Source organism: Aeribacillus sp. FSL M8-0235, from assembly GCF_038000355.1.
GTDB lineage: Bacteria > Bacillota > Bacilli > Bacillales > Aeribacillaceae > Aeribacillus > Aeribacillus composti.
The window spans coordinates 1047128-1065371 of record NZ_JBBOBW010000001.1 but is presented as its reverse complement, the minus strand read 5'-3'; the positions used below and the strand labels follow the sequence as shown (position 1 = coordinate 1065371).

General features: G+C 40.3%; 16 protein-coding genes. 2 read left to right on the top strand and 14 right to left on the bottom strand.

Going from position 1 to position 18244, the window contains the following annotated elements; translation table 11 throughout:
- The first annotated feature begins 170 nt into the window (after positions 1-170).
- Positions 171-1226, top strand: a complete 1056-nt coding sequence (locus NSQ71_RS05335) for a lactonase family protein (RefSeq protein WP_340733215.1) — start codon at positions 171-173, stop codon at positions 1224-1226.
- Between the two features lie 714 nt (positions 1227-1940).
- Here the strand turns inward: NSQ71_RS05335 and NSQ71_RS05330 are convergent.
- The 3 genes from NSQ71_RS05330 to asnB form a co-directional block, all read right to left on the bottom strand.
- Entirely contained in the window at positions 1941-2384 is a 444-nt protein-coding gene (locus NSQ71_RS05330; RefSeq protein WP_066250588.1) for a DUF1284 domain-containing protein, read from the bottom strand.
- 470 nt (positions 2385-2854) lie between these two features.
- Positions 2855-4285 (bottom strand): alpha-amylase family glycosyl hydrolase, encoded by a 1431-nt coding sequence (locus tag NSQ71_RS05325; RefSeq protein ID WP_063387036.1) that lies wholly within the window; start codon positions 4283-4285, stop codon positions 2855-2857.
- 800 nt (positions 4286-5085) lie between these two features.
- Positions 5086-6930 (bottom strand): asparagine synthase (glutamine-hydrolyzing), encoded by a 1845-nt coding sequence (gene asnB, locus NSQ71_RS05320; protein ID WP_340733213.1) that lies wholly within the window; start codon positions 6928-6930, stop codon positions 5086-5088.
- A 137-nt stretch (positions 6931-7067) separates the two neighbouring features.
- Between asnB and NSQ71_RS05315 the strand changes: the two genes are divergently transcribed.
- Positions 7068-7601 carry a DUF2777 family protein gene (locus tag NSQ71_RS05315; protein WP_340733211.1) on the top strand — a complete coding sequence of 178 codons (534 nt, stop codon included), beginning with the start codon at positions 7068-7070 and terminating at the stop codon, positions 7599-7601.
- Positions 7602-8309: 708 nt separating this feature from the next.
- On the opposite strand, the gene NSQ71_RS05310 is transcribed toward NSQ71_RS05315, so the two are convergent.
- The 11 genes from NSQ71_RS05310 to NSQ71_RS05260 all read right to left on the bottom strand — a co-directional run bounded on the left by NSQ71_RS05310 (position 8310) and on the right by NSQ71_RS05260 (position 18237).
- On the bottom strand, positions 8310-8591 hold the full coding sequence (locus NSQ71_RS05310; protein ID WP_340734405.1) for an ATP-binding cassette domain-containing protein: 282 nt from the start codon (positions 8589-8591) through the stop codon (positions 8310-8312).
- 255 nt (positions 8592-8846) lie between these two features.
- Complete coding sequence (locus NSQ71_RS05305; protein ID WP_063386645.1) at positions 8847-9188, bottom strand: YisL family protein; 342 nt, start codon at positions 9186-9188, stop codon at positions 8847-8849.
- 163 nt (positions 9189-9351) lie between these two features.
- Complete coding sequence (locus tag NSQ71_RS05300) at positions 9352-10260, bottom strand: fumarylacetoacetate hydrolase family protein (protein WP_340733209.1); 909 nt, start codon at positions 10258-10260, stop codon at positions 9352-9354.
- A gap of 3 nt (positions 10261-10263) precedes the next feature.
- Positions 10264-11037: a TatD family hydrolase gene (locus NSQ71_RS05295; RefSeq protein WP_339194674.1), complete on the bottom strand. Its 774-nt coding sequence runs from the start codon at positions 11035-11037 to the stop codon at positions 10264-10266.
- Complete coding sequence (locus tag NSQ71_RS05290) at positions 11034-11867, bottom strand: SPL family radical SAM protein (protein ID WP_339194671.1); 834 nt, start codon at positions 11865-11867, stop codon at positions 11034-11036. The genes NSQ71_RS05295 and NSQ71_RS05290 overlap by 4 nt, the downstream gene beginning before the upstream one ends.
- Before the next feature lie 293 nt (positions 11868-12160).
- On the bottom strand, positions 12161-13159 hold the full coding sequence (locus tag NSQ71_RS05285) for an aliphatic sulfonate ABC transporter substrate-binding protein (protein ID WP_186439323.1): 999 nt from the start codon (positions 13157-13159) through the stop codon (positions 12161-12163).
- Between the two features lie 39 nt (positions 13160-13198).
- Positions 13199-13966 (bottom strand): ATP-binding cassette domain-containing protein, encoded by a 768-nt coding sequence (locus NSQ71_RS05280; RefSeq protein ID WP_339194667.1) that lies wholly within the window; start codon positions 13964-13966, stop codon positions 13199-13201.
- A gap of 17 nt (positions 13967-13983) precedes the next feature.
- The gene (gene ssuC, locus NSQ71_RS05275) at positions 13984-14769 is read right to left on the bottom strand and encodes an aliphatic sulfonate ABC transporter permease SsuC (RefSeq protein ID WP_066250605.1); all 786 of its coding nucleotides are present in this window, start codon (positions 14767-14769) and stop codon (positions 13984-13986) included.
- Positions 14766-15914, bottom strand: coding sequence for an FMNH2-dependent alkanesulfonate monooxygenase (gene ssuD / locus NSQ71_RS05270; RefSeq protein WP_339229455.1), 1149 nt, complete (start codon positions 15912-15914; stop codon positions 14766-14768). Before ssuD ends, ssuC begins: the two co-directional genes overlap by 4 nt.
- Positions 15915-16050: 136 nt before the next feature.
- Complete coding sequence (locus NSQ71_RS05265) at positions 16051-17061, bottom strand: sulfonate ABC transporter substrate-binding protein (RefSeq protein ID WP_340733204.1); 1011 nt, start codon at positions 17059-17061, stop codon at positions 16051-16053.
- 105 nt (positions 17062-17166) lie between these two features.
- Positions 17167-18237 carry a sulfate/molybdate ABC transporter ATP-binding protein gene (locus NSQ71_RS05260; protein ID WP_063386638.1) on the bottom strand — a complete coding sequence of 357 codons (1071 nt, stop codon included), beginning with the start codon at positions 18235-18237 and terminating at the stop codon, positions 17167-17169.
- Positions 18238-18244: the final 7 nt, after the last annotated feature.

The window sequence follows — 18244 nt, the reverse complement described above, 5'->3', positions numbered from 1 at the left end:
AAAACTCCTCCCTAAAATTTTTCTAACCTCAATTATTGTAATGTCGAAATATTTAGTTAGTTTTAATTATTTGTAAATTTTTGTCTAATTTTCGTTCATTTTAAAATAGAAAAATAGGAGAATTTCCATGATATAATTCTAGAAAAGTATATTTGAAAGGAGCATGTTTCGTGGCAAATCCATTCATCGGTTATATCGGTACATATACGAAAGGTGAAAGCAAAGGCATTTACAAATTTACATTGGACACTGAGAAAAAAGAGCTTAGTGAAGCTAAAGTAGCAGCAGAGCTTGACAATCCGACATATATCGCGATTTCCAAAGACAATCAAAATTTATATTCGGTTGTTAAAGACGGAAATTCAGGGGGGCTTGCTGTTTTTTCCATTGACGAACAAACAGGCGATCTGCAAAGCATCAACCGACAAGTGACGGAAGGACCTTCTCCGTGCCACGTCAGCGTCAACAAAGCAAACCATTTCGTTGTCACCGCTAATTACCATCGCGGAACGATCGAGGCTTACTTGCTGAATGAAGACAAAAGCGCAAATCCAGCGGCAAGCGTTGCAGAACATACAGGTTCAGGCCCTAATCTTGAAAGGCAAGAAAAACCGCACGCTCACTATTCGGGGTTTACACCAGATGAAAAATATGTTGTAGCTGTTGATTTAGGAATTGACCAAATTATTACCTACTCTTGTGATCAAGGTGTTTTAAAGAAGGTGAGCAGCCTTTCTGTTAAACCTGGAAGCGGCCCTCGCCATATCGTCTTTCATCCAAACGGAAAATTCGCTTACGTGATGACGGAATTAAGCAATGAAGTGATCGTTCTTTCTTATAATGCAGATGAAGGAAGCTTTCAAGAGCTGCAATACATCCCAGCAATTCCGGAAGATTTCGCAGAAAACAGCCAAGGCAGCGCCATTCACATTTCTTCCGACGGCAAGTTCGTTTATGCTGCTAACCGCGGCCATGACAGCATTGCTGTTTTCAAGGTAGAAAATGATGGGGGCAAGCTTGAATTTGTTGAATGGACAAGCACCGGCGGCCATTGGCCTAGAGACTTTGTCCTCGATCCGACAGAAAGATTTGTGATCGCCACAAACCAAGAATCAAGCAACGCCGTCTTATTTGAACGCGATCCTGAAACCGGCAAATTGACACGCTTGCCATCAGAAATTTCCGTGCCTGATCCGGTTTGCGTGAAATTTCTTCATCAAGGCTAAAAAAATGTCTTTGCAATCTATTTTCACCTTTACGAAAAGAAGGCTCGTCTGTTTGTTTTAAAACAAGACGAGCCTTTCAAATTTTTATAAAAATGGCACCTTCCATCAGACTTTTAATTTAGGAGCCTACTGGTGTTGGTCAACTTCGATCACAGTGCGAATCCCTAGTGAAAGAGTATAAAAACGGTGAAGTGCTGCTCAATCCGTTTGCCTCCAACTTATTAATTCAAATCTTATCGTCGTCCGATACAGAGCGTTTCAAACAATCTAGTTTTCCTCCAACTTATTAATCCAATTCCCGAACTCGAAAGAAAAATCGTCATGGAAGCACCCTTCTTTTAAGCTGACCGCTTATGATCCATAGGACAACAAATGCTGCAAACCTTTATGACATCTTCATTCATGATTCCTATAGAAAAGAAACAGAAACAGCTTTCTACAAAGCTTGCAGTATTATAGTGAAGAAGCATAGCCTCCGTGTTTAAAATTAGAATAGCCGAATTGTCGCTCGGCTATTTCCACGCAGAGGCTATTTCCTGCTTAACAGGGGCAAAATCTCAACATGGTTTCGCTAATACTTGGATTATGTAAAAGATGACGAAGACGAAAAAGAGTACAAAATTTCAACAAGATTGCGCCAATATGCACCAATAATTTTGAAAAGCCGCAATCAGCTACACTGACAGATTGGGCAGTGACGAAAACTGTAAAAAGCTACTTAGCTTCCTTTTGCGCAATATTCCCGTTACGGACATTGGCGATGCCTTCTTTGCATACACCGTGCGGAAGCCAGGAGCAATTCGCACATAAGTAATCTAAGTCGTCAGGGACTACTTTTTGGGCCGTGAGCCCCATTAATTCCGATTTTAAGTAAATCCCATTTTCTTCAATGCCTAAATGGCGGATTACTTTTTGATCCATGGAAATCACATGCTCATTTGAATTCGGATCCGCTTGGCACGTCGATTCTCCATGGTGCGGACATGCCATGCACGCATCATCAAGTGCAGAGACGACTTGAATGGGAAAGTCTTGCTCTTCATCACGAATTTTTGTAACTACTTCCCACATCTTCTCTACAAACGATGGACTATATCCCATTCCGCGAAATCCGTGCACACATAATAAATGATGCCCCCGTAAGCGAAGCGGCTTCATACATTTCTCCTCCCCTTTTTCTATTACTCCCATCTTATGAGAAAAAGCACCAGCCTACAACATAAACGTGAAAAAACATTGCATCCTTTAAAATTAAAATACAAGCGTCACAACGAAAAAGCGAGCAAAAGCTTGTTCCAAATTCACAAGCTATTGATAAGAAGCCCTCTTTCCTAATCTGTTATCTATTGATCAATATTGTTTTACCCACTTTAAATGGAGCCGCTCCTTTTCCAGCGTCTTGATATGAGGAAGGGGCTTTTTTGCGTTCAAAAAGGAAGAATTAGGCTTCTTTTCCAACATCTCAATATGAAAAGGAAGATGTGATAGGCGAACTTTCCGCCCCGAAGCTTTCAGTTGAAAAATTCCTGTTTAAAGCCTATGTGTACATAGAAGCAGCTTAAAAATGGCAAATCAAGACGAGTTTGTCCTTTTTGCACCTTTAAGGGATCAGCTTTTTATTTTGCATTTTACGACGGCTGTTTTCCCTTCCCTTTTTTATATGCGGCATATAAGAAAAGGATAAACAAAACTGGGACTCCGACCAAAATGGAAATAAAAGGGATGCTCGCGCCTTTTTGTTCGTCCAGTTTAAAAATCTCCGATGTTTCCCGTTCCAAAGTGATCGTGTATCCGTCCTTTGAACTTTTTATGCTTCCCCCTTTTAAATACCCTCTCAATTCGTGATTATCCGGCAAATATCGAAATCCGATCGTTACGCTTTTTGTTTGCGATGTGTTGTTAATGGCAATAATGGATGTTTCATCACCGCTTTTTAATTGATAAACGAGCATGCCGTCCTTTTCATACAACAAATGATATTGCCCTGTTCGGAGAGAAGGCAGGATTTTGCGAATGTCGGCTAAATTTGTTATGTACTCGACTATTTCGGTGCTCGTGCGAAAATCCATCATCCGATAATTGACTGCTCCATTTCCGCCATCCAATGCAATCTCCGTCCCGTAATAAACAAAAGGAACAGCCGGTAAAGTATATAAATACGTCAAGGCAAGTTTTAATCTTGTCACTGGAAACGCTTCATTCTCAACAGCTTTTCTTGTAAAACGAACGATATCCTCGTCATCTAAAAACGAAACGACAGGCAGATTGGATTGCGTAAACCCGTCCAATCCTGAAAGCGGTTCATCCACATTCGAAAATGATTTTTGCACATTTTTCGCAAAATAGGTATTCATCACGGCATCGATTCCACTGTTTTGATATGTATTCGGATCACCCCCGCCAATATCTGCCACTAAAACGAAATCTTTTTTGACAGACTTAACTTCTTCAGCCATTTTTTTTAAAAATTGAGGTTCAGTTCGATTCGCGTCAATCAACCGATACCCGTCAATATCACTTTGTTTGATCCACCATTTAGCGACATCGATTATAAATGCTTGAACGTCGGGGCGAGAAACATCGAATGTCGTACTTCCTTCAACAAACCATTCTTTTTTAGCTGGATCAGACAGCCAAGGGTGGTTCGGTCCTGTTTCGAAAACAAAATCTATCATGACCTTTAGATCACGTTTATGTGCTTCCTTTGTCAGCTGTTTTAAATCCTGCATTGTTCCAAAATGCTCGTCCACTTTTTTAAAGTCTTTCACCCATTTCCCATGAAAGCCGTTTGCCTCATTTTGAAATATTGGTGATAATGAAACGATTGTAAAGCCCATTCCTTTTATGTAATCCAGCTTTTTGATCACCCCTTGCAAGTCACCCCCAAGAAAATGTTCAAGACCGCCCTTTCTTTCGCCGTCATTGGCCGTCGTTCCATTGTAAAAGCGGTCAACTGCTACGTGATAAATTGACTCATCCTGCAAGTTTACAGCGCTAGCAGTCGCTGAAAAACAAAAAAGCAATGAAACACACAAAATGAAGATCAATCCTTTTTTCACTCGTCAAAATCCTCCTTATGTCAGCAAAATCCATGCTTGTCGCTCAATTCATCTAAGTTCGCCGCTTCAACTCTTCCACAAAATCGGCAAGCGGTGTTGCATCTGTTTTGGTTTGCTGTCAATCTTCTCATCGAATGTATGTAATGTTTGATGGGATTTATCCCCTTTTCCGATGAGTTTTTCTTTATAAGCCTCGCGAATCACTCGCTGGCTTATCCCCGTTTCATTTGAAAGAGCCTTTATTCCTTCCATGCTAACTGAAAAATAAGTTTACATGTTTGAAATCATTGCGTTACCTACATCATTTTGCCTGGATTGCGCCACGATCAAACAGTTCGTCAACGTATTCAAAAAGTTAGGTCAGTTAATTTTTCATTCATGATCTTCTTGAGCTATTATCTTACAACATGAACCGTACCAGGCCAAATTCGGATCTTATTGTAAGCTTCTCTCCCTGCTTGATTCCTAGACATTAGAAAATTTTTTGAAAACGTTCATCATTTTCATAAAAATCTTTTTTCTACCGATGAATCATTCAGTTTCTACAAAATGTTTATATATCTCTCCCCTCCCGCTCCCCTTGCAGATCATTTTTGAATTTCATTATAAAAAACATTATAACATGCTGAACATGTTTGTCCTTCTTTATTATAAAAAGCAAGGGGGTGTCTAATAAGTCGTTTTTACGGCTTATTGACGCCCCTATTAATGTGTTAGAAACGTTGATATATCGGTGTTTATGATTTTTTGTTTTCAAGGCGATTTGACTTCCTAAGACAGCCTCATTTTCCCTAAATTCATCAAATGATATTAATCCGGTACTTTTCAAACCAAATGTGAATTTGCCAAAGATAGGCTAACAGCTGCGGTCCCGTCATCAGCTGTCCGTACCATGGGCGTTGAAAAGATGCACCGTCTGTCTCTACTAATTTATTTAATGCATTCCCATCGAAAAGCTCGTGCAATATGGAGTCTTTCATGGCCAATACGTTTTCAAGCTGTTCTTTTACAAGCTTCGTATATTTCGGATGATGTGTTTTCGGATACGGGCTTTTTTTCCTGTAGACAACCTCCTTCGGCAAAAGATCTTCTAAGCTTTTCCGTAATAGGCCTTTTTCCCGATCGCCATATCGTTTCCATTCCCACGGAATATTCCAGACGTATTCGACAAGCCGGTGATCTGCAAACGGAACGCGCACTTCAAGCGATGCCCCCATGCTCATGCGATCCTTTCGGTCAAGCAATGTTGTCATAAACCATATCATATTTAAGTAAAAAAGCTCCCGCCTTTTTCTTTCCGTTTCAGGTTCTCCATCTAAAACAGGTGTTTCTTCAATCGTTTTTTCATATTGCCTTAAAGCATATTCTTTTATATTCAGCTTTTTTTGCCAATCGTTCCGGAGCAGCTTGATCCGCTCATCTAATGAACGAATCCACGGAAATCCTTCTCTTGCCAATTCCTCAGGACGATAAAACCACGGATATCCGCCGAAAATTTCGTCCGCACATTCTCCCGACAAGCTCACGACAAAGTCCTTATTAATTTGCCGGCAAAACCAAAGAAGTGAAGAATCGACGTCCGCCATCCCCGGAAGATCACGGACTTCAACTGCTTCCTGCAAATATGAGACAAGCTCTTCCTGTGTCATGATACATTCGTGATGAATGGTTTGAAAAGATTCCTTCATTAAATGAATCCAGTAGGCATCAGCATTCGGCTGAAACTCGCTTTGTTGAAAATACTCAGAATTCCCTTCGTAATCAATTGAATAAGTATGAAGATGCCCCTTTCCTTCCTTTTCAAATGTCCTGGCGGCAATCGCTGTAATGGCGCTCGAATCCAATCCTCCCGATAAAAACGTGCATAGCGGAACATCGCTGACAAGCTGTCTTGTGACGGCATCTATTAGTAATTCACGCACTTTTTCGACCGTTTCTTCAAAAGAATCCTCATGCGGATTACTTTTAACGTTCCAATACCTCCATATTTTTAAGCCATCTCGATTAAAAACGAGGGCATGGGCGGGTCTAAGCTCTTCGATTCCTTTAAAAACGCCTGAACCGGGAGATCTCGACGGCCCCAGCGCCATAATTTCTTGCAGCCCTTCCTGATCGAGCAAAGCATCGACTTCAGGGTTGGCTAAAAGGGCTTTTATTTCAGAAGCGAACAGAAAATTACCGTTGTTTTCATAAAAAAAGAGCGGTTTAACGCCAAGACGGTCGCGTGCTATAAATAATTTTTCATCTGCTGAATCCCAAACGGCAAAAGCATAAATTCCGTTTAAATGGTGCACACATTCTTCTTTCCACTCCATGTATGAAGCTAAAAGAACTTCCGTATCTGAGTGGCCGCGAAACGTATAGCCTTTTTTCAATAATTCTTTGCGAATATCTTCCGTATTGTATAGCTCGCCGTTATAACAAATCGTGTAGGAATTATCTTCTTTTTGTTTTGTCATCGGCTGTCGACCGCATTCCGGGTCAATGACAACAAGTCTTTTATGCCCGAACAATACGTGCTTCTTTCCCCAAATATTTGTATCATCAGGCCCTCTTTTGCTTAACGTATCAATCATGTCTTCCATTATTTCAGTATTTTGGAAAAGTGATTGTTGAAAATTTACCCAGCCAGCAATTCCACACATATGCTTATCACCCCACTATCTATAACATGAAAGATGTAGCTATTGTATGCAAAAAAAGTTCAATGTTACCTGCCCATTTGTATAAAAAGAAAGCATTTTGTCTAAAACATTCAATAAAAAGTATTGAGGTGTTCATATTGTTTTCGGACGTAAAAAATGACCTTCTCCATAAACAAAAAAGGAGTTTTCGGACCGCAACCGTTGAAATGATTCAAGCAAAACCGATTTTGATCGATGATGAAGATGATGAACAGATTTCTCTTGATGATTTAAACGATCAGCACATTGAACTTTTGAAAAACGGCCGATGGGTTGATATTGGACATAATAAGGAAGAATACTTGCGGTCAGGCGGAAAAATTCGAATCAAGAAGACATTCCCCTATGCATTTCATTGTTTTTTAAATGAATTGGATGATGAAAGCTTTATAATGTTTGTACACCATTTAAATGCTTTATCCTTTTCCGTTTATGACATCATCTACTGCCACAATCAATTGTTGTATCACCATGGAAACAAACCGATGAAAGGCGCTTCTGTTTTTATATTTGATAATACGGATTCTCTTTGTGCGGTTCAGCATTTTTTCCATCGGGGAGACAAACAAAAAGACCTGTTTGAATTCACTGTAAGCACAGGGGAACGAAGCTTTGTCAGCTCTATTTCATAACTGCAATTCAAGGAAAAAAGGATTTAGTTAAAAAGTACTTTTAAGACAGTCGGAGTAATGAAAGCTTTGCAATTGATAGGGGGAGTGCAGAAATAGTCATTTAAATTTTTTAAGGAGACACATAAAAAACAGCTGCAGCCTGATCATGCTGGATATTCAAAAAGATGCTATTCGTTCGAATTGTCATCCTGTGGCTAAGTATTTATTCAATGATGGGCGAAACAGACCGGCTGCCCAACATCAATGTAGACTGCGCTACAGAAAAATGTTTATAAAAACAAAAATATGAACCTAAAACATTAGGATATTTACAAAAAGAAAGTAAACGTAAGGCATCGCCTGCATTGAAACTTTTTTCCAATCCGCGGAATTTCGTCCAACTTTTTGACGATTAGCAAGGTTTCAATGAACTCATATCGAATTAATATTCAAGCCTTAATAAAAAACGAGATAAGGAGAGTTTCATAATTTGAGGTGGTTATTAGCTATTCCATTTATTTTGCTTGGAGCTTTTTTATTTTCATTAACCATCGATGATATGAAATATAGGCCATATAATTCTAATAATTATAGGATTTGGATGTTTTTTTAAGGCTGGTTTTATTGTCAAATTCAAGAAAGAAAAATAATAGGGGGGTGTCTAATAAGTCGTTTTTACGGCTTATTGACGTCCCCATTAATGTTTTAGAAACGTTGATATATCGGTGTTTATGACTTTTTGTTTTCAATGGGGATTTGACTTTCTGGACAGCCCCGATTTGTGTACGCATCATACTGTGGCAATAACTCCATATTTTCTATAATGATCCCAACGCTTTGGGGGAAGGATATATCTTTATGTAATGCTTGATTATTAATTATAACCTCACCTTCAGTAGGAATAACTAATCCAGCTAAAGTACGAAGTAGCATGGTTTTACCGGATCCGTTTTTACCAAAGAGTCCGTAAACCTGTCCCGGTTTAAAAGTATAAGAAACATTTTTTAACATATAGGCCATATAATAATTCTAATAATTATAGGATTTGGATGTTTTTTTAAGGCTGGTTTTATTGTCAAATTCAAGAAAGAAAAATAATAGGGGGGTGTCTAATAAGTCGTTTTTACGGCTTATTGACGCCCCCATTAATGTTTTAGAAACGTTGATATATATCGGTGTTTATGATTTTTTGTTTTCAATGGCGATTTGACTTTCTAAGACAGCCCCTGCGAAATACGCTCCTATATTTTTGCATCAACATATTTTTTAAAAAGTAAGAGGCAGTCTAAATCCAAGCAAAATGACGAGAATCAGCACAATCCAAAAGCCGATCCAAATGCCTTTGGACGATTCGTTTCTCTTCTTTTTGCCCAAAACCATTTCCATAAGCCCGATCAAAACGATGGCAAGGAAAATTTTAGCGACATATTCCCCTACATAGTTGGCCATGCTGAACACATTATAGCGGAAAATTAATTCAAGTCCAGTTGCCAACACGATTAAATAAAAGATTCGCACAGCCATATGCAAACCTTTTGAAGGTTTGGCAAACGCAATGAAAAACAAAATCAGCAAAATGACCCATGATGTAATATGCAAATGTGTCATAAATGCCCTCCCCCATCTATACTTGCAAGTCCACATTCATCATATCAAATGATCATACAAAAACATAGCAATTACTATGATAAATAAAATGATTTCACTAAATTGACAAAGACGCACTAAAACGAAAGATTAAAGGGGCTCACTCTTGCCCGTCCTTTCGCTATTAAATTTCCTTGACTTTATTTCTCAACGTGCCAATTCCTTCTACCGTAATTTCGACAGTGTCGCCAGGCTTTAATAATTTCGGCGGATTGAAGCCTTTTCCGACTCCCGCAGGTGTACCTGTTGCAATGATATCTCCCGGTTCAAGAGTCATGCCTTGAGAAATGATGGAAATGATCCGTTTAATCGGGAAAATCATTTGATTTGTATTGGCTTGCTGCCGAATTTCGCCATTAACTTTCGTCTCGATAGACAGATGCTGTGGATTCGAAACAGCCGATTTATGTACAATATACGGTCCCATCGGGCATGATGTATCCAAGCTTTTTCCTAAAAAATATTGTTTGTGGCGAACTTGCAAATCTCTTGCTGTGACATCATTGATGATCGTATATCCAAAAACGTAGTCATAGGCTTCTTCTTCGCGAATTTGTTTTCCTTTTTTCCCAATGACAACTGCAAGTTCCCCTTCATAATCAAGTTCGTCGGTTAAATAAAGATGAGGATCAATTTCTCCTTCATGAGCAATAACGGAAGTTGAAGGTTTGGAAAACAGAATCAAATCGGAAGGAATATCACTTTCGCTTCCCATTTCCGCAACATGGTCACGGTAGTTTTTACCGACGCACATAATGTTTTTCTTCGGTCGTGGAATCGGTGCTTGGAGTTTAACAGCTGACAGCGGATAGACATATGTCTCCCTTTCTTTTTCCTTCGCAACCCATTCCTGTAATGCTTCAATATGGCGGACAAATTTTTCACCCATTTCAATGCACGCTTGCAGCGATGCAGGCGATATTTCCGATTCATAAAGCTTCAGTTCCGCTTTTTGAATATCAATAACCGAATCTTCGTTAAAAATTAGTCCGATAAACGTTCTGTCGTGAATATTTGCAGTGACAAGCTTCATGTTCTACCCCCAATTAAGATAAAGTTTTTTCGCATTATTTGCAGTTGTGCGCACAATATCTTCACGCGGCCTCTTTTTAATATTCGCCAATTTGCAGCAAATTTCCTTTAAAAATAACGGGGTTGTGTCAACATTTTTAAACGCTCCCCCATACCGCCAAGGGCCGTCCGTCTCAATAAGCAGCTGATCCATCGGAACTTGTTCAGCAAGCTGCTGATCGCGCAGGCGGTAGCAAACTTCCGGAGTCACAGAAATATAATAGTGTTGTTTACAAATTTCCTTCACTACAGATGATGCCGCTTTAAGCCAATGAAAATGCGCTTTTTTCACTTGATGTTTTTGCAAAAGATGTAAAACTTTTTCCGCATCTTCATGAACTGCATGCAAGGCAACTGGCAGTGAATGTTCAACGCTGATTTTCAAAAATTCCTTCAAGACATCTATATAAGTTTGTTCCGAATACTTTGCAAATAATCGCTCTTTTTCATAATACGGCAAACCAATTTCCCCGACAGCTGAAATCGCCCTCTCTGTTCGAATCAGCGATAGAAGCTCTTCAAGCTCCCGTTCTTCAAGAATCTCCTGTTCAGGGTGAAAGCCAGCAGCTGCTATAATAAAATCTTCATGTTTTTGCTTCAATTCAAGCGTTTTATAGGCGGATGTTAAATCGGTTGAAACGGCCACAACATGAATAATGCCCGCTTCCTGCCACTTTTTGATTTGCTCATCAATAGTTTTTGGATCGTATTGATCCAAATGAATATGAGAATCGATCATTCTTCATGACTCCCATCGGGCGGAATGAAGCCTTGCCTAGAAATGAACAGCTGATCTTTCGCAAACACATGTAAAAATAAGTCTTTCACATATTCGAGGTTTTCAGGGGAAAACCATTCTTCTTCTCCAATTTGCGAAAAAAGCTTTGACAAACCGAGCGCCTGTGATCGTCTTCCGCCGCTTCCATCTCCTAAAAAGAAATCATCTAAACAGACTCGTTTCGTCGCATTCCGTAATAGATTCGTAAAATTCGGAGAAAAAGGCAGTACAGGAGAAACTGCCGCCTGTGACGGAATGTTCTCTTCATTTAGTTTTTTAAGCGCATTGATCCTAGCTTGAATCGGCGGCGCCTTTGGAGAAAAAATTTTGCGCACATCATCTCTGTCCGTTTCAATGGTAATGCTGACAAGCACCCGATCCCCCAATTTTTGAAAGATATCAATATCTCTAGTGACAAGCGGGCTTCTCGTCTGGACAAATAAAAAGTCCGGAGGCATTTCTGCTATCACTTCAAGGAGCCTTCTTGTTCGTAATTCCTTCGCTTCCAGCGGCTGGTAAGGGTCTGTTGAGGATGACATGAAAATCGTCACTTTCCCTTTCTTCTTGGCCCGCTTCAATTCGCCTAAAAATTGGTTTGGCTTTTCATCCTTTATTTCAACCCATGTTCCCCACTCTTTTTTCTTAAACAATGCGACTGGAAGCTTTTGTACATAACAATAATGGCAGCCGTATGAACAGCCGACATACGGATTTAAACTGTACGAATACCCTTGCAAATAGCCGTTTGTTTTCGTTAAAAACGAGTTTGGATTTTTACGGGTAATTTCCATTCATTACATCCTTTCCCGCAGCGAAAAGATTATCTCATTCAATGAAAAAAATTTTGAAAAGAAAAACGGCCTCAAGGTTCACAGACAGCCCGCTTGCAAACCGGCCATTACCGCTTCCGTGAAGATAAGGACAACTGTTCTCCACAAAAACAAATGGAGGGATAAACACCTCCATTTGTAAAAGGACAACTATTTGCGCTTGTCAATCGTTATCGCATGGATCTTTCTTTTGAACATTCCGTTTCAGGGTCATTATAACTTATAAAGCATGAAATGACCACTTTCTTGCTTCGTTAATCTGAAAGAACAGCATCTTGCACATTTATTTTCTCGTTTATCAATCCTGCCTCTAAAAAAGTATCTGCAAGCTTCTGTTGGGCATCCACCACTTCAGGTGTGATGTCAAATACTCCATATTCTCTTCTTTCCAAAGTTTGCTTCCATACATCTTTCGAAATGCCAGTTTTCTGTGAAAAGTTTTCGGCAGCCCCTTGTTTGTCTGCTTGAATCTCTTTGTGAACCTTCTCTAGTTCACTGATCACTAAATTTCGAAGTTCACGATTTTCTTGAAAATAATCGCGTCTTCCTACAATAAATCCATATTGACGCGGGAGACCTTTTGCATCGGCAATGATTCTAGCACCTCCACTTTCTTCTGCGTCCGCAAGATATGGATCCCAAATCACCCATGCATCCACATTGCCGCGTTCAAAAGCTCCTCTAGCATCTGAAGGCTGTAAATAGACAGGAGTAATATCATTCAAAGTCAGCCCTACACTCTCTAAAGCAGTAAGGAGCAAATAATGTGCGCTTGATCCTTTACCAAAAGCAACCTTCTTCCCTTTTAAATCTTCTATCTTTTGAATAGGTGAATCTTTTGGAACAACAATCGCCCGATATACTTCCGGTTCATAGGCAAGATAGGCTAATTCAGAATCTGAAACGGCTCCTGCAAGTACAGCAGGTGCTCCGCCTACATATCCTACATCAATTTTTCCTGCATTCAACGCCTCTAATAATGGCGGTCCTGATTGAAATTCATGCCATGTGACTTTAACTCCTTTTTCAGCCAAAATTTTTTCTAAGCTGCCTTTTTCCTTTAAGAAAAGCAAAATAGATGATTTTTGATAGCCAATTCTAAGTTCGTCTGGTAATGTCTCCTCTTCCGCTTTGGCATTTGATTTTTCCGCATTGGAAGTCTCATTTGCCTCCTCCTTGCTGCCGCAGCCTGAAATCCAAAGCACTAAAAGGAAAATTAAACTTAAAAACATACTTTTTCTGATAATTTTCATTAGTAAATCCCCCTTTAATGAATATATTTATTAAGCTTATTACGTTGATTGCCTTGCATAGACAGCTGGTGTGTTTTCTTCCTCACCCATTACGCGGCGCAAAATCTTTTCGACGAGGGCTGCAAATGCTGCATTACCGCGCTGCCTAGGACGAGGAAATTTAATCGGTGTATCCATCGCAATTTTTCCATCCTCTATCAACACCACTCGATCTGCCATTGCTACCGCTTCTTCCACATCATGTGTAATCAGCAAAGCTGTAAATCCTTGCTCCTTCCATAATCGTTCGATCAAACGCTGCATTTCAATGCGTGTTAAAGCATCTAACGCACCTAATGGTTCATCCAATAACAACAGCCTTGGCTTGCTGGCTAATGCTCTTGCAAGTGCCACCCGTTGTTTTTGTCCTCCTGATAAAACATGAGGCCATTCTTTTGCCCTGTCGATCAGTCCAACCTGCTTTAGAGCTAACTCCGCTTTAGGTAAATCTTCTTTTTTCATGCCAATCGCTACATTTTGAATTACGCGTTTCCAAGGCAAAAGTCTGGCATCTTGGAACATAATGCGAACCTCTGGATTTAATCCCTTCATCAATTTACTGTTAGCCTTGATCTCACCAGCTGTCGGCTCATCTAATCCGGCAATTAAACGAAGCAGCGTGCTTTTTCCGCAGCCGCTTCGGCCGATGATCGCTACAAACTCGCCAGGCTGCACCTCAAGATCAATTCCGCGCAGAACGTGCTGATTTCCGAAGTGTTTCTCTACACCATTGATTTGCAGATAAGTTCCAAAAGTTGGAGATTCCACATTTTCCCCCCCATTCTCTACAAGTTTTGATAATTTGGATTCCAATTTAAGCATTTTCTTTCAAGCCATTTTGCCATTGAATCCGCGATTTTTCCAAATAATGCATATAGAAGAATGCTGAGCAGCACTACATCTGTTTGCATAAATTCTCTCGCATTCATGGCCATATATCCGATACCAGAATCTGCGGAAATTGTTTCAGCAACAATTAACGTCAGCCACATGATCCCCAGTGCATATCGAACTCCGACTAAAATAGACGGGAGGGCGCCAGGCAACACCACTTGCCAAAAGAGAAGCCAGGAACGAAGTCCATATACCCGTCCCATTTCAATCAACCCTTGATCTACTGACCGAATGCCATGAAGTGTATTCACATAAATCGGGAACAACACTCCAGCTGCTACTAAAAATACTTTGGCTTCCTCCCCAATTCCAAACCAAAGGATGACAAGAGGAATCATGGCCAGGTGAGGAATATTCCGCACCATTTGAATCGTTGTATCGAAAATTCTATCTGCGATCGGAAACAGCCCGTTAATAAGGCCGAGAAACAAGCCAATGCTTCCTCCAATCAAAAAACCGATTATGGCTCGTTTAAAGCTGATCAGCAAATGCTGAAACAATTCACCAGAACGAATGAGCTCCACTCCTGCCATCACAACGTCTGACGGCACTGGAAGAATTTTTGTTGAAAGAATCCCTTTAGAGGATAACAATTGCCAAATGATTAAAATCAATATAGGCAAAAGCCATGGGATTAATTGTTTTTTTACTTGATCGGAAAACAACGACTTTTTCATTTTCTGATTCTCTCCATTTCTGCTGGTAAACTGTTGTTGGCAATAATTTCTCCAAATGGTCCAAACGGTTGTGGTTCACTGTTTCTTTGAACATGGCTTATCGGCAAGTGAGGAAACAACAGTTCAGCTGTTCTATATGCTTCCTCTAAATGAGGATAGCCGGATAAAATAAATGTCTCGATGCCGAGATCAGCATATTCCTTCATCCTTTCTGCAATTGTTTCCGGACTGCCGACTAGCGCCGTACCTGCTCCGCCGCGCACAAGACCGATTCCTGACCATAAATTCGGGCTGATTTCAAGCGACTTGCGGTCTCTTTTCACAAGATCTGACATCCTGCGCTGCCCTACTGAATCAAAACGGTCAAAAACCTTTTGTGCCTGAGCGACCGTTTCATCATCCACATATTTGATTAACCGTTCGGCTGCTTGCCATGCTTCTTCATCCGTTTCACGGACGATGATATGCAAGCGAATGCCGAAGCGCACTGTTCTTCCTTGTTCCTCTGCCAGCTTTTTCACCTGATTCAGTTTTTCAGCAACCTGTTTCGGCGGCTCTCCCCATGTTAAATATACATCTGCATGCTTTGCCGCTACTTGCTGGCCAGCCAATGATGAACCGCCGAAAAAGACAGGCGGATATGGTTTTTGCACTGGCGGGAACAAAAGGTTTCCTCCTTCCACCTGCAAATAACGACCTGTGAAATCGACTTTTTCATTTGCAAGCAGCTTTCGCCAAATTGTCAAAAATTCGTCAGTCACTTCATATCTTTCATCATGTGAATAAAAAATTCCATCACCCTTCAGCTCCACCGGATCACCACCGGTTACAACGTTTACTAGCAATCGTCCATTTGAAATTCTGTCAAATGTCGAGGCCATCCTTGCAGCAGCGGAAGGAGCCATCAACCCCGGCCGAACTGCCACAAGAAACCGTAAGTTTTCCGTAACGGGAATTAAGGCAGAGGCAATAATCCAAGCATCTTCGCAAGATCTGCCAGTTGGAATCAGCACCCCGCTGTAACCAAGGCGATCCGCTGCTTGGGCAATTTGTTTGAAATAAGACAAATCGGTTGTACGTCCTCCAATGGTAGTACCTAAATAATGCCCATCACCATGTGTTGGAATAAACCAAAAAATGTTCATTTTTCACTCCACCCATTTCGTTTTTAGATTTTCATCTGTCATTCAAGGTTTTAAATGCGCAAAAAGGCCCCTTTCTTAGCATGCTTCTGCTAAGTAGGAGCCTCCAGTTGTCTGGTCGGTTCGCTATTGTTTTCATTTAGTTGTTTGTTTCCTCCAAAGCTGCTTCTTTTACATTGATTTTTTCAGGAATTAATTTTAATTGATGAAAAGTATCTGCTATTACCTGCTGATCATTTAGAACTTGTTCGCTTATTTTTTGAACACCATATGTTCTTCTTTTAGCTGCTTTTTCAAGCGAAGCAGCATCAATTCCCAATTCAGGTGACAATAGTTCTGCAACTTCTTTTGGAGCACTTTTAGCCCATTGATCTGTTTTATTGATTTCTTCCAATAACAGATCGATAACCTCTTTATGATTTTCGGCAAACTTTCTGCTCGCTAAATAAAACTCTCTATTTTTCACTAAATCCTTTCCGTCTGCCAAAACTCTGGCGCCTGTCTCCGTTTCAGCAACAGCAAAGAAAGGATCCCAAATGACCCATGCATCCACACTTCCTTGTTCAAAGGCTGCTCTTGCATCTCCCGGTACGAGATATTTAGGTTCAATATCATTTATGGTCAGCCCCGCTTTTTCCAAAGCTTTTACGAGCAAGTAATGGACGTTTGAGCCTTTGTTGAGCGCAACCTTTTTACCTTTTAAATCCTGAACAGTGCGGATGGGTGAATCTTTTGGAACAAGAATAGCTTCTGAAAGAGGGCTTTCTGGCTCATGACCAACATAAACTAAATCAGTGCCTGCCGCTTGTGCAAAGATCGGCGGCGCTTCGCCAGTATGCCCGATATCAATGCTGCCGACATTTAATCCTTCCAAAAGCTGCGGACCTGCCGGAAATTGAATCCATTCGACAGAATATCCGTGACTTTTTAACGCTTTATCCAGCGTTCCTTGTTTCTTTAAGATGTTTAATGTCCCGTATTTTTGATATCCGATTCTAACTACCTTTTCCTCTTTATCTTTTGTTTCTTGAGATTCACCGGCGCTTTTCACATTCTTTTCTTCTCCTGAGCAGCCGGATATAACAGCAAATAAACTAACAATCATGATTAAAAGCAAGGCAAGCAAAGATTTTTGATTTTTTCTCCTCATTTTGCTACCCCCTTTGTCCTTATAAAAACTATTAGTCAAATTTATTTACATTCTTTTTGAAATGCAGGCTTTTCGAGTGATAATGATCTTGGCGACATTATTTATTCATTCTACGGATGGAGAATCTGAAAAAAACTTTATTTTTTCCAAGTCAGCATAAAGAATCTCATCATTTTTCACGTTCAGTTGATTCGCCTGTTCAACACTCAAGTCCACTTCGATCAGATCATTCGTTTTCAATCTTTCCAATTCCAAACGGACAATCGGGCCATAAGATTGGATGCGGCGAACCTTTACTTGAATTGATTTTTGATTATCATTATGTCGAGTTATTCGCACTTCATGAGGACGAATATACCCGATCATTTTTTTCGTTTGAATGTTTTCATCAGGTGCAGCAAATAATGCTTCTCCGATATGTAGGCGACCATCGTTCACTTCAGCATGAAAAACATTAACACGCCCTAGAAACTGATACACGAATTTCGTTTTTGGATGTTGATATACTTCATCCGGTGTTCCGACTTGCTCAATTTGTCCATTATTTAAGATTACCACTTGATCAGCAACCTCTAAGGCCTCTTCTTGGTCATGCGTAACAAAAACAGTTGTTACATGTAATTGTTCATGCAACTGCCGCAACCATCTCCGCAATTCTTGACGCACTTTTGCATCAAGAGCTCCAAACGGCTCATCAAGCAGAAGCACGTTCGGCTCCACTGCTAACGCTCTAGCTAATGCAACTCTCTGCCTCTGTCCGCCTGATAATTGAGCCGGGTAACGGCGATCAAGACCATTTAATTGGACTAAATGAAGCAATTCATTTACTTTTCGTTGGACGTCTTGTTTGGACGGTCTGTCTTTTCGCGGACGCACTTTAAGTCCGAATGCAATATTCTCAAAAACGTTCATATGATGAAATAAAGCGTAATGTTGAAAAACAAAACCGACATTTCTTTCACGGACCGTTTTTGTCGTATAATCATGGTCGCCAAAATAGATGCTTCCGCTATCAGGCATTTCCAATCCGGCAATCATCCGCAGCAACGTAGTTTTCCCTGAACCGGATGGACCTAACAAAGCGGTAATCTTCCCTGACGGTATTGTTAAATTTACTTCTTTTAATGCTTGAAATGAGCCATAATTTTTAGAAATTTGCTTCACATTGATATCCATGATGCAC

Coding starts and splice junctions, on each gene's coding strand:
- NSQ71_RS05305 (WP_063386645.1), bottom strand. CDS start 9,188: ATGACACATTTGCATATTACATCATGGGTCATTTTGCTGATTTTGTTT.
- NSQ71_RS05265 (WP_340733204.1), bottom strand. CDS start 17,061: ATGAGGAGAAAAAATCAAAAATCTTTGCTTGCCTTGCTTTTAATCATG.
- ssuC (WP_066250605.1), bottom strand. CDS start 14,769: ATGAAAAAGTCGTTGTTTTCCGATCAAGTAAAAAAACAATTAATCCCA.
- NSQ71_RS05260 (WP_063386638.1), bottom strand. CDS start 18,237: ATGGATATCAATGTGAAGCAAATTTCTAAAAATTATGGCTCATTTCAA.
- NSQ71_RS05285 (WP_186439323.1), bottom strand. CDS start 13,159: ATGAAAATTATCAGAAAAAGTATGTTTTTAAGTTTAATTTTCCTTTTA.
- NSQ71_RS05310 (WP_340734405.1), bottom strand. CDS start 8,591: ATGTTAAAAAATGTTTCTTATACTTTTAAACCGGGACAGGTTTACGGA.
- asnB (WP_340733213.1), bottom strand. CDS start 6,930: ATGTGTGGAATTGCTGGCTGGGTAAATTTTCAACAATCACTTTTCCAA.
- NSQ71_RS05300 (WP_340733209.1), bottom strand. CDS start 10,260: ATGAAGCTTGTCACTGCAAATATTCACGACAGAACGTTTATCGGACTA.
- NSQ71_RS05295 (WP_339194674.1), bottom strand. CDS start 11,037: ATGATCGATTCTCATATTCATTTGGATCAATACGATCCAAAAACTATT.
- NSQ71_RS05290 (WP_339194671.1), bottom strand. CDS start 11,867: ATGGAAATTACCCGTAAAAATCCAAACTCGTTTTTAACGAAAACAAAC.
- NSQ71_RS05330 (WP_066250588.1), bottom strand. CDS start 2,384: ATGAAGCCGCTTCGCTTACGGGGGCATCATTTATTATGTGTGCACGGA.
- ssuD (WP_339229455.1), bottom strand. CDS start 15,914: ATGAACATTTTTTGGTTTATTCCAACACATGGTGATGGGCATTATTTA.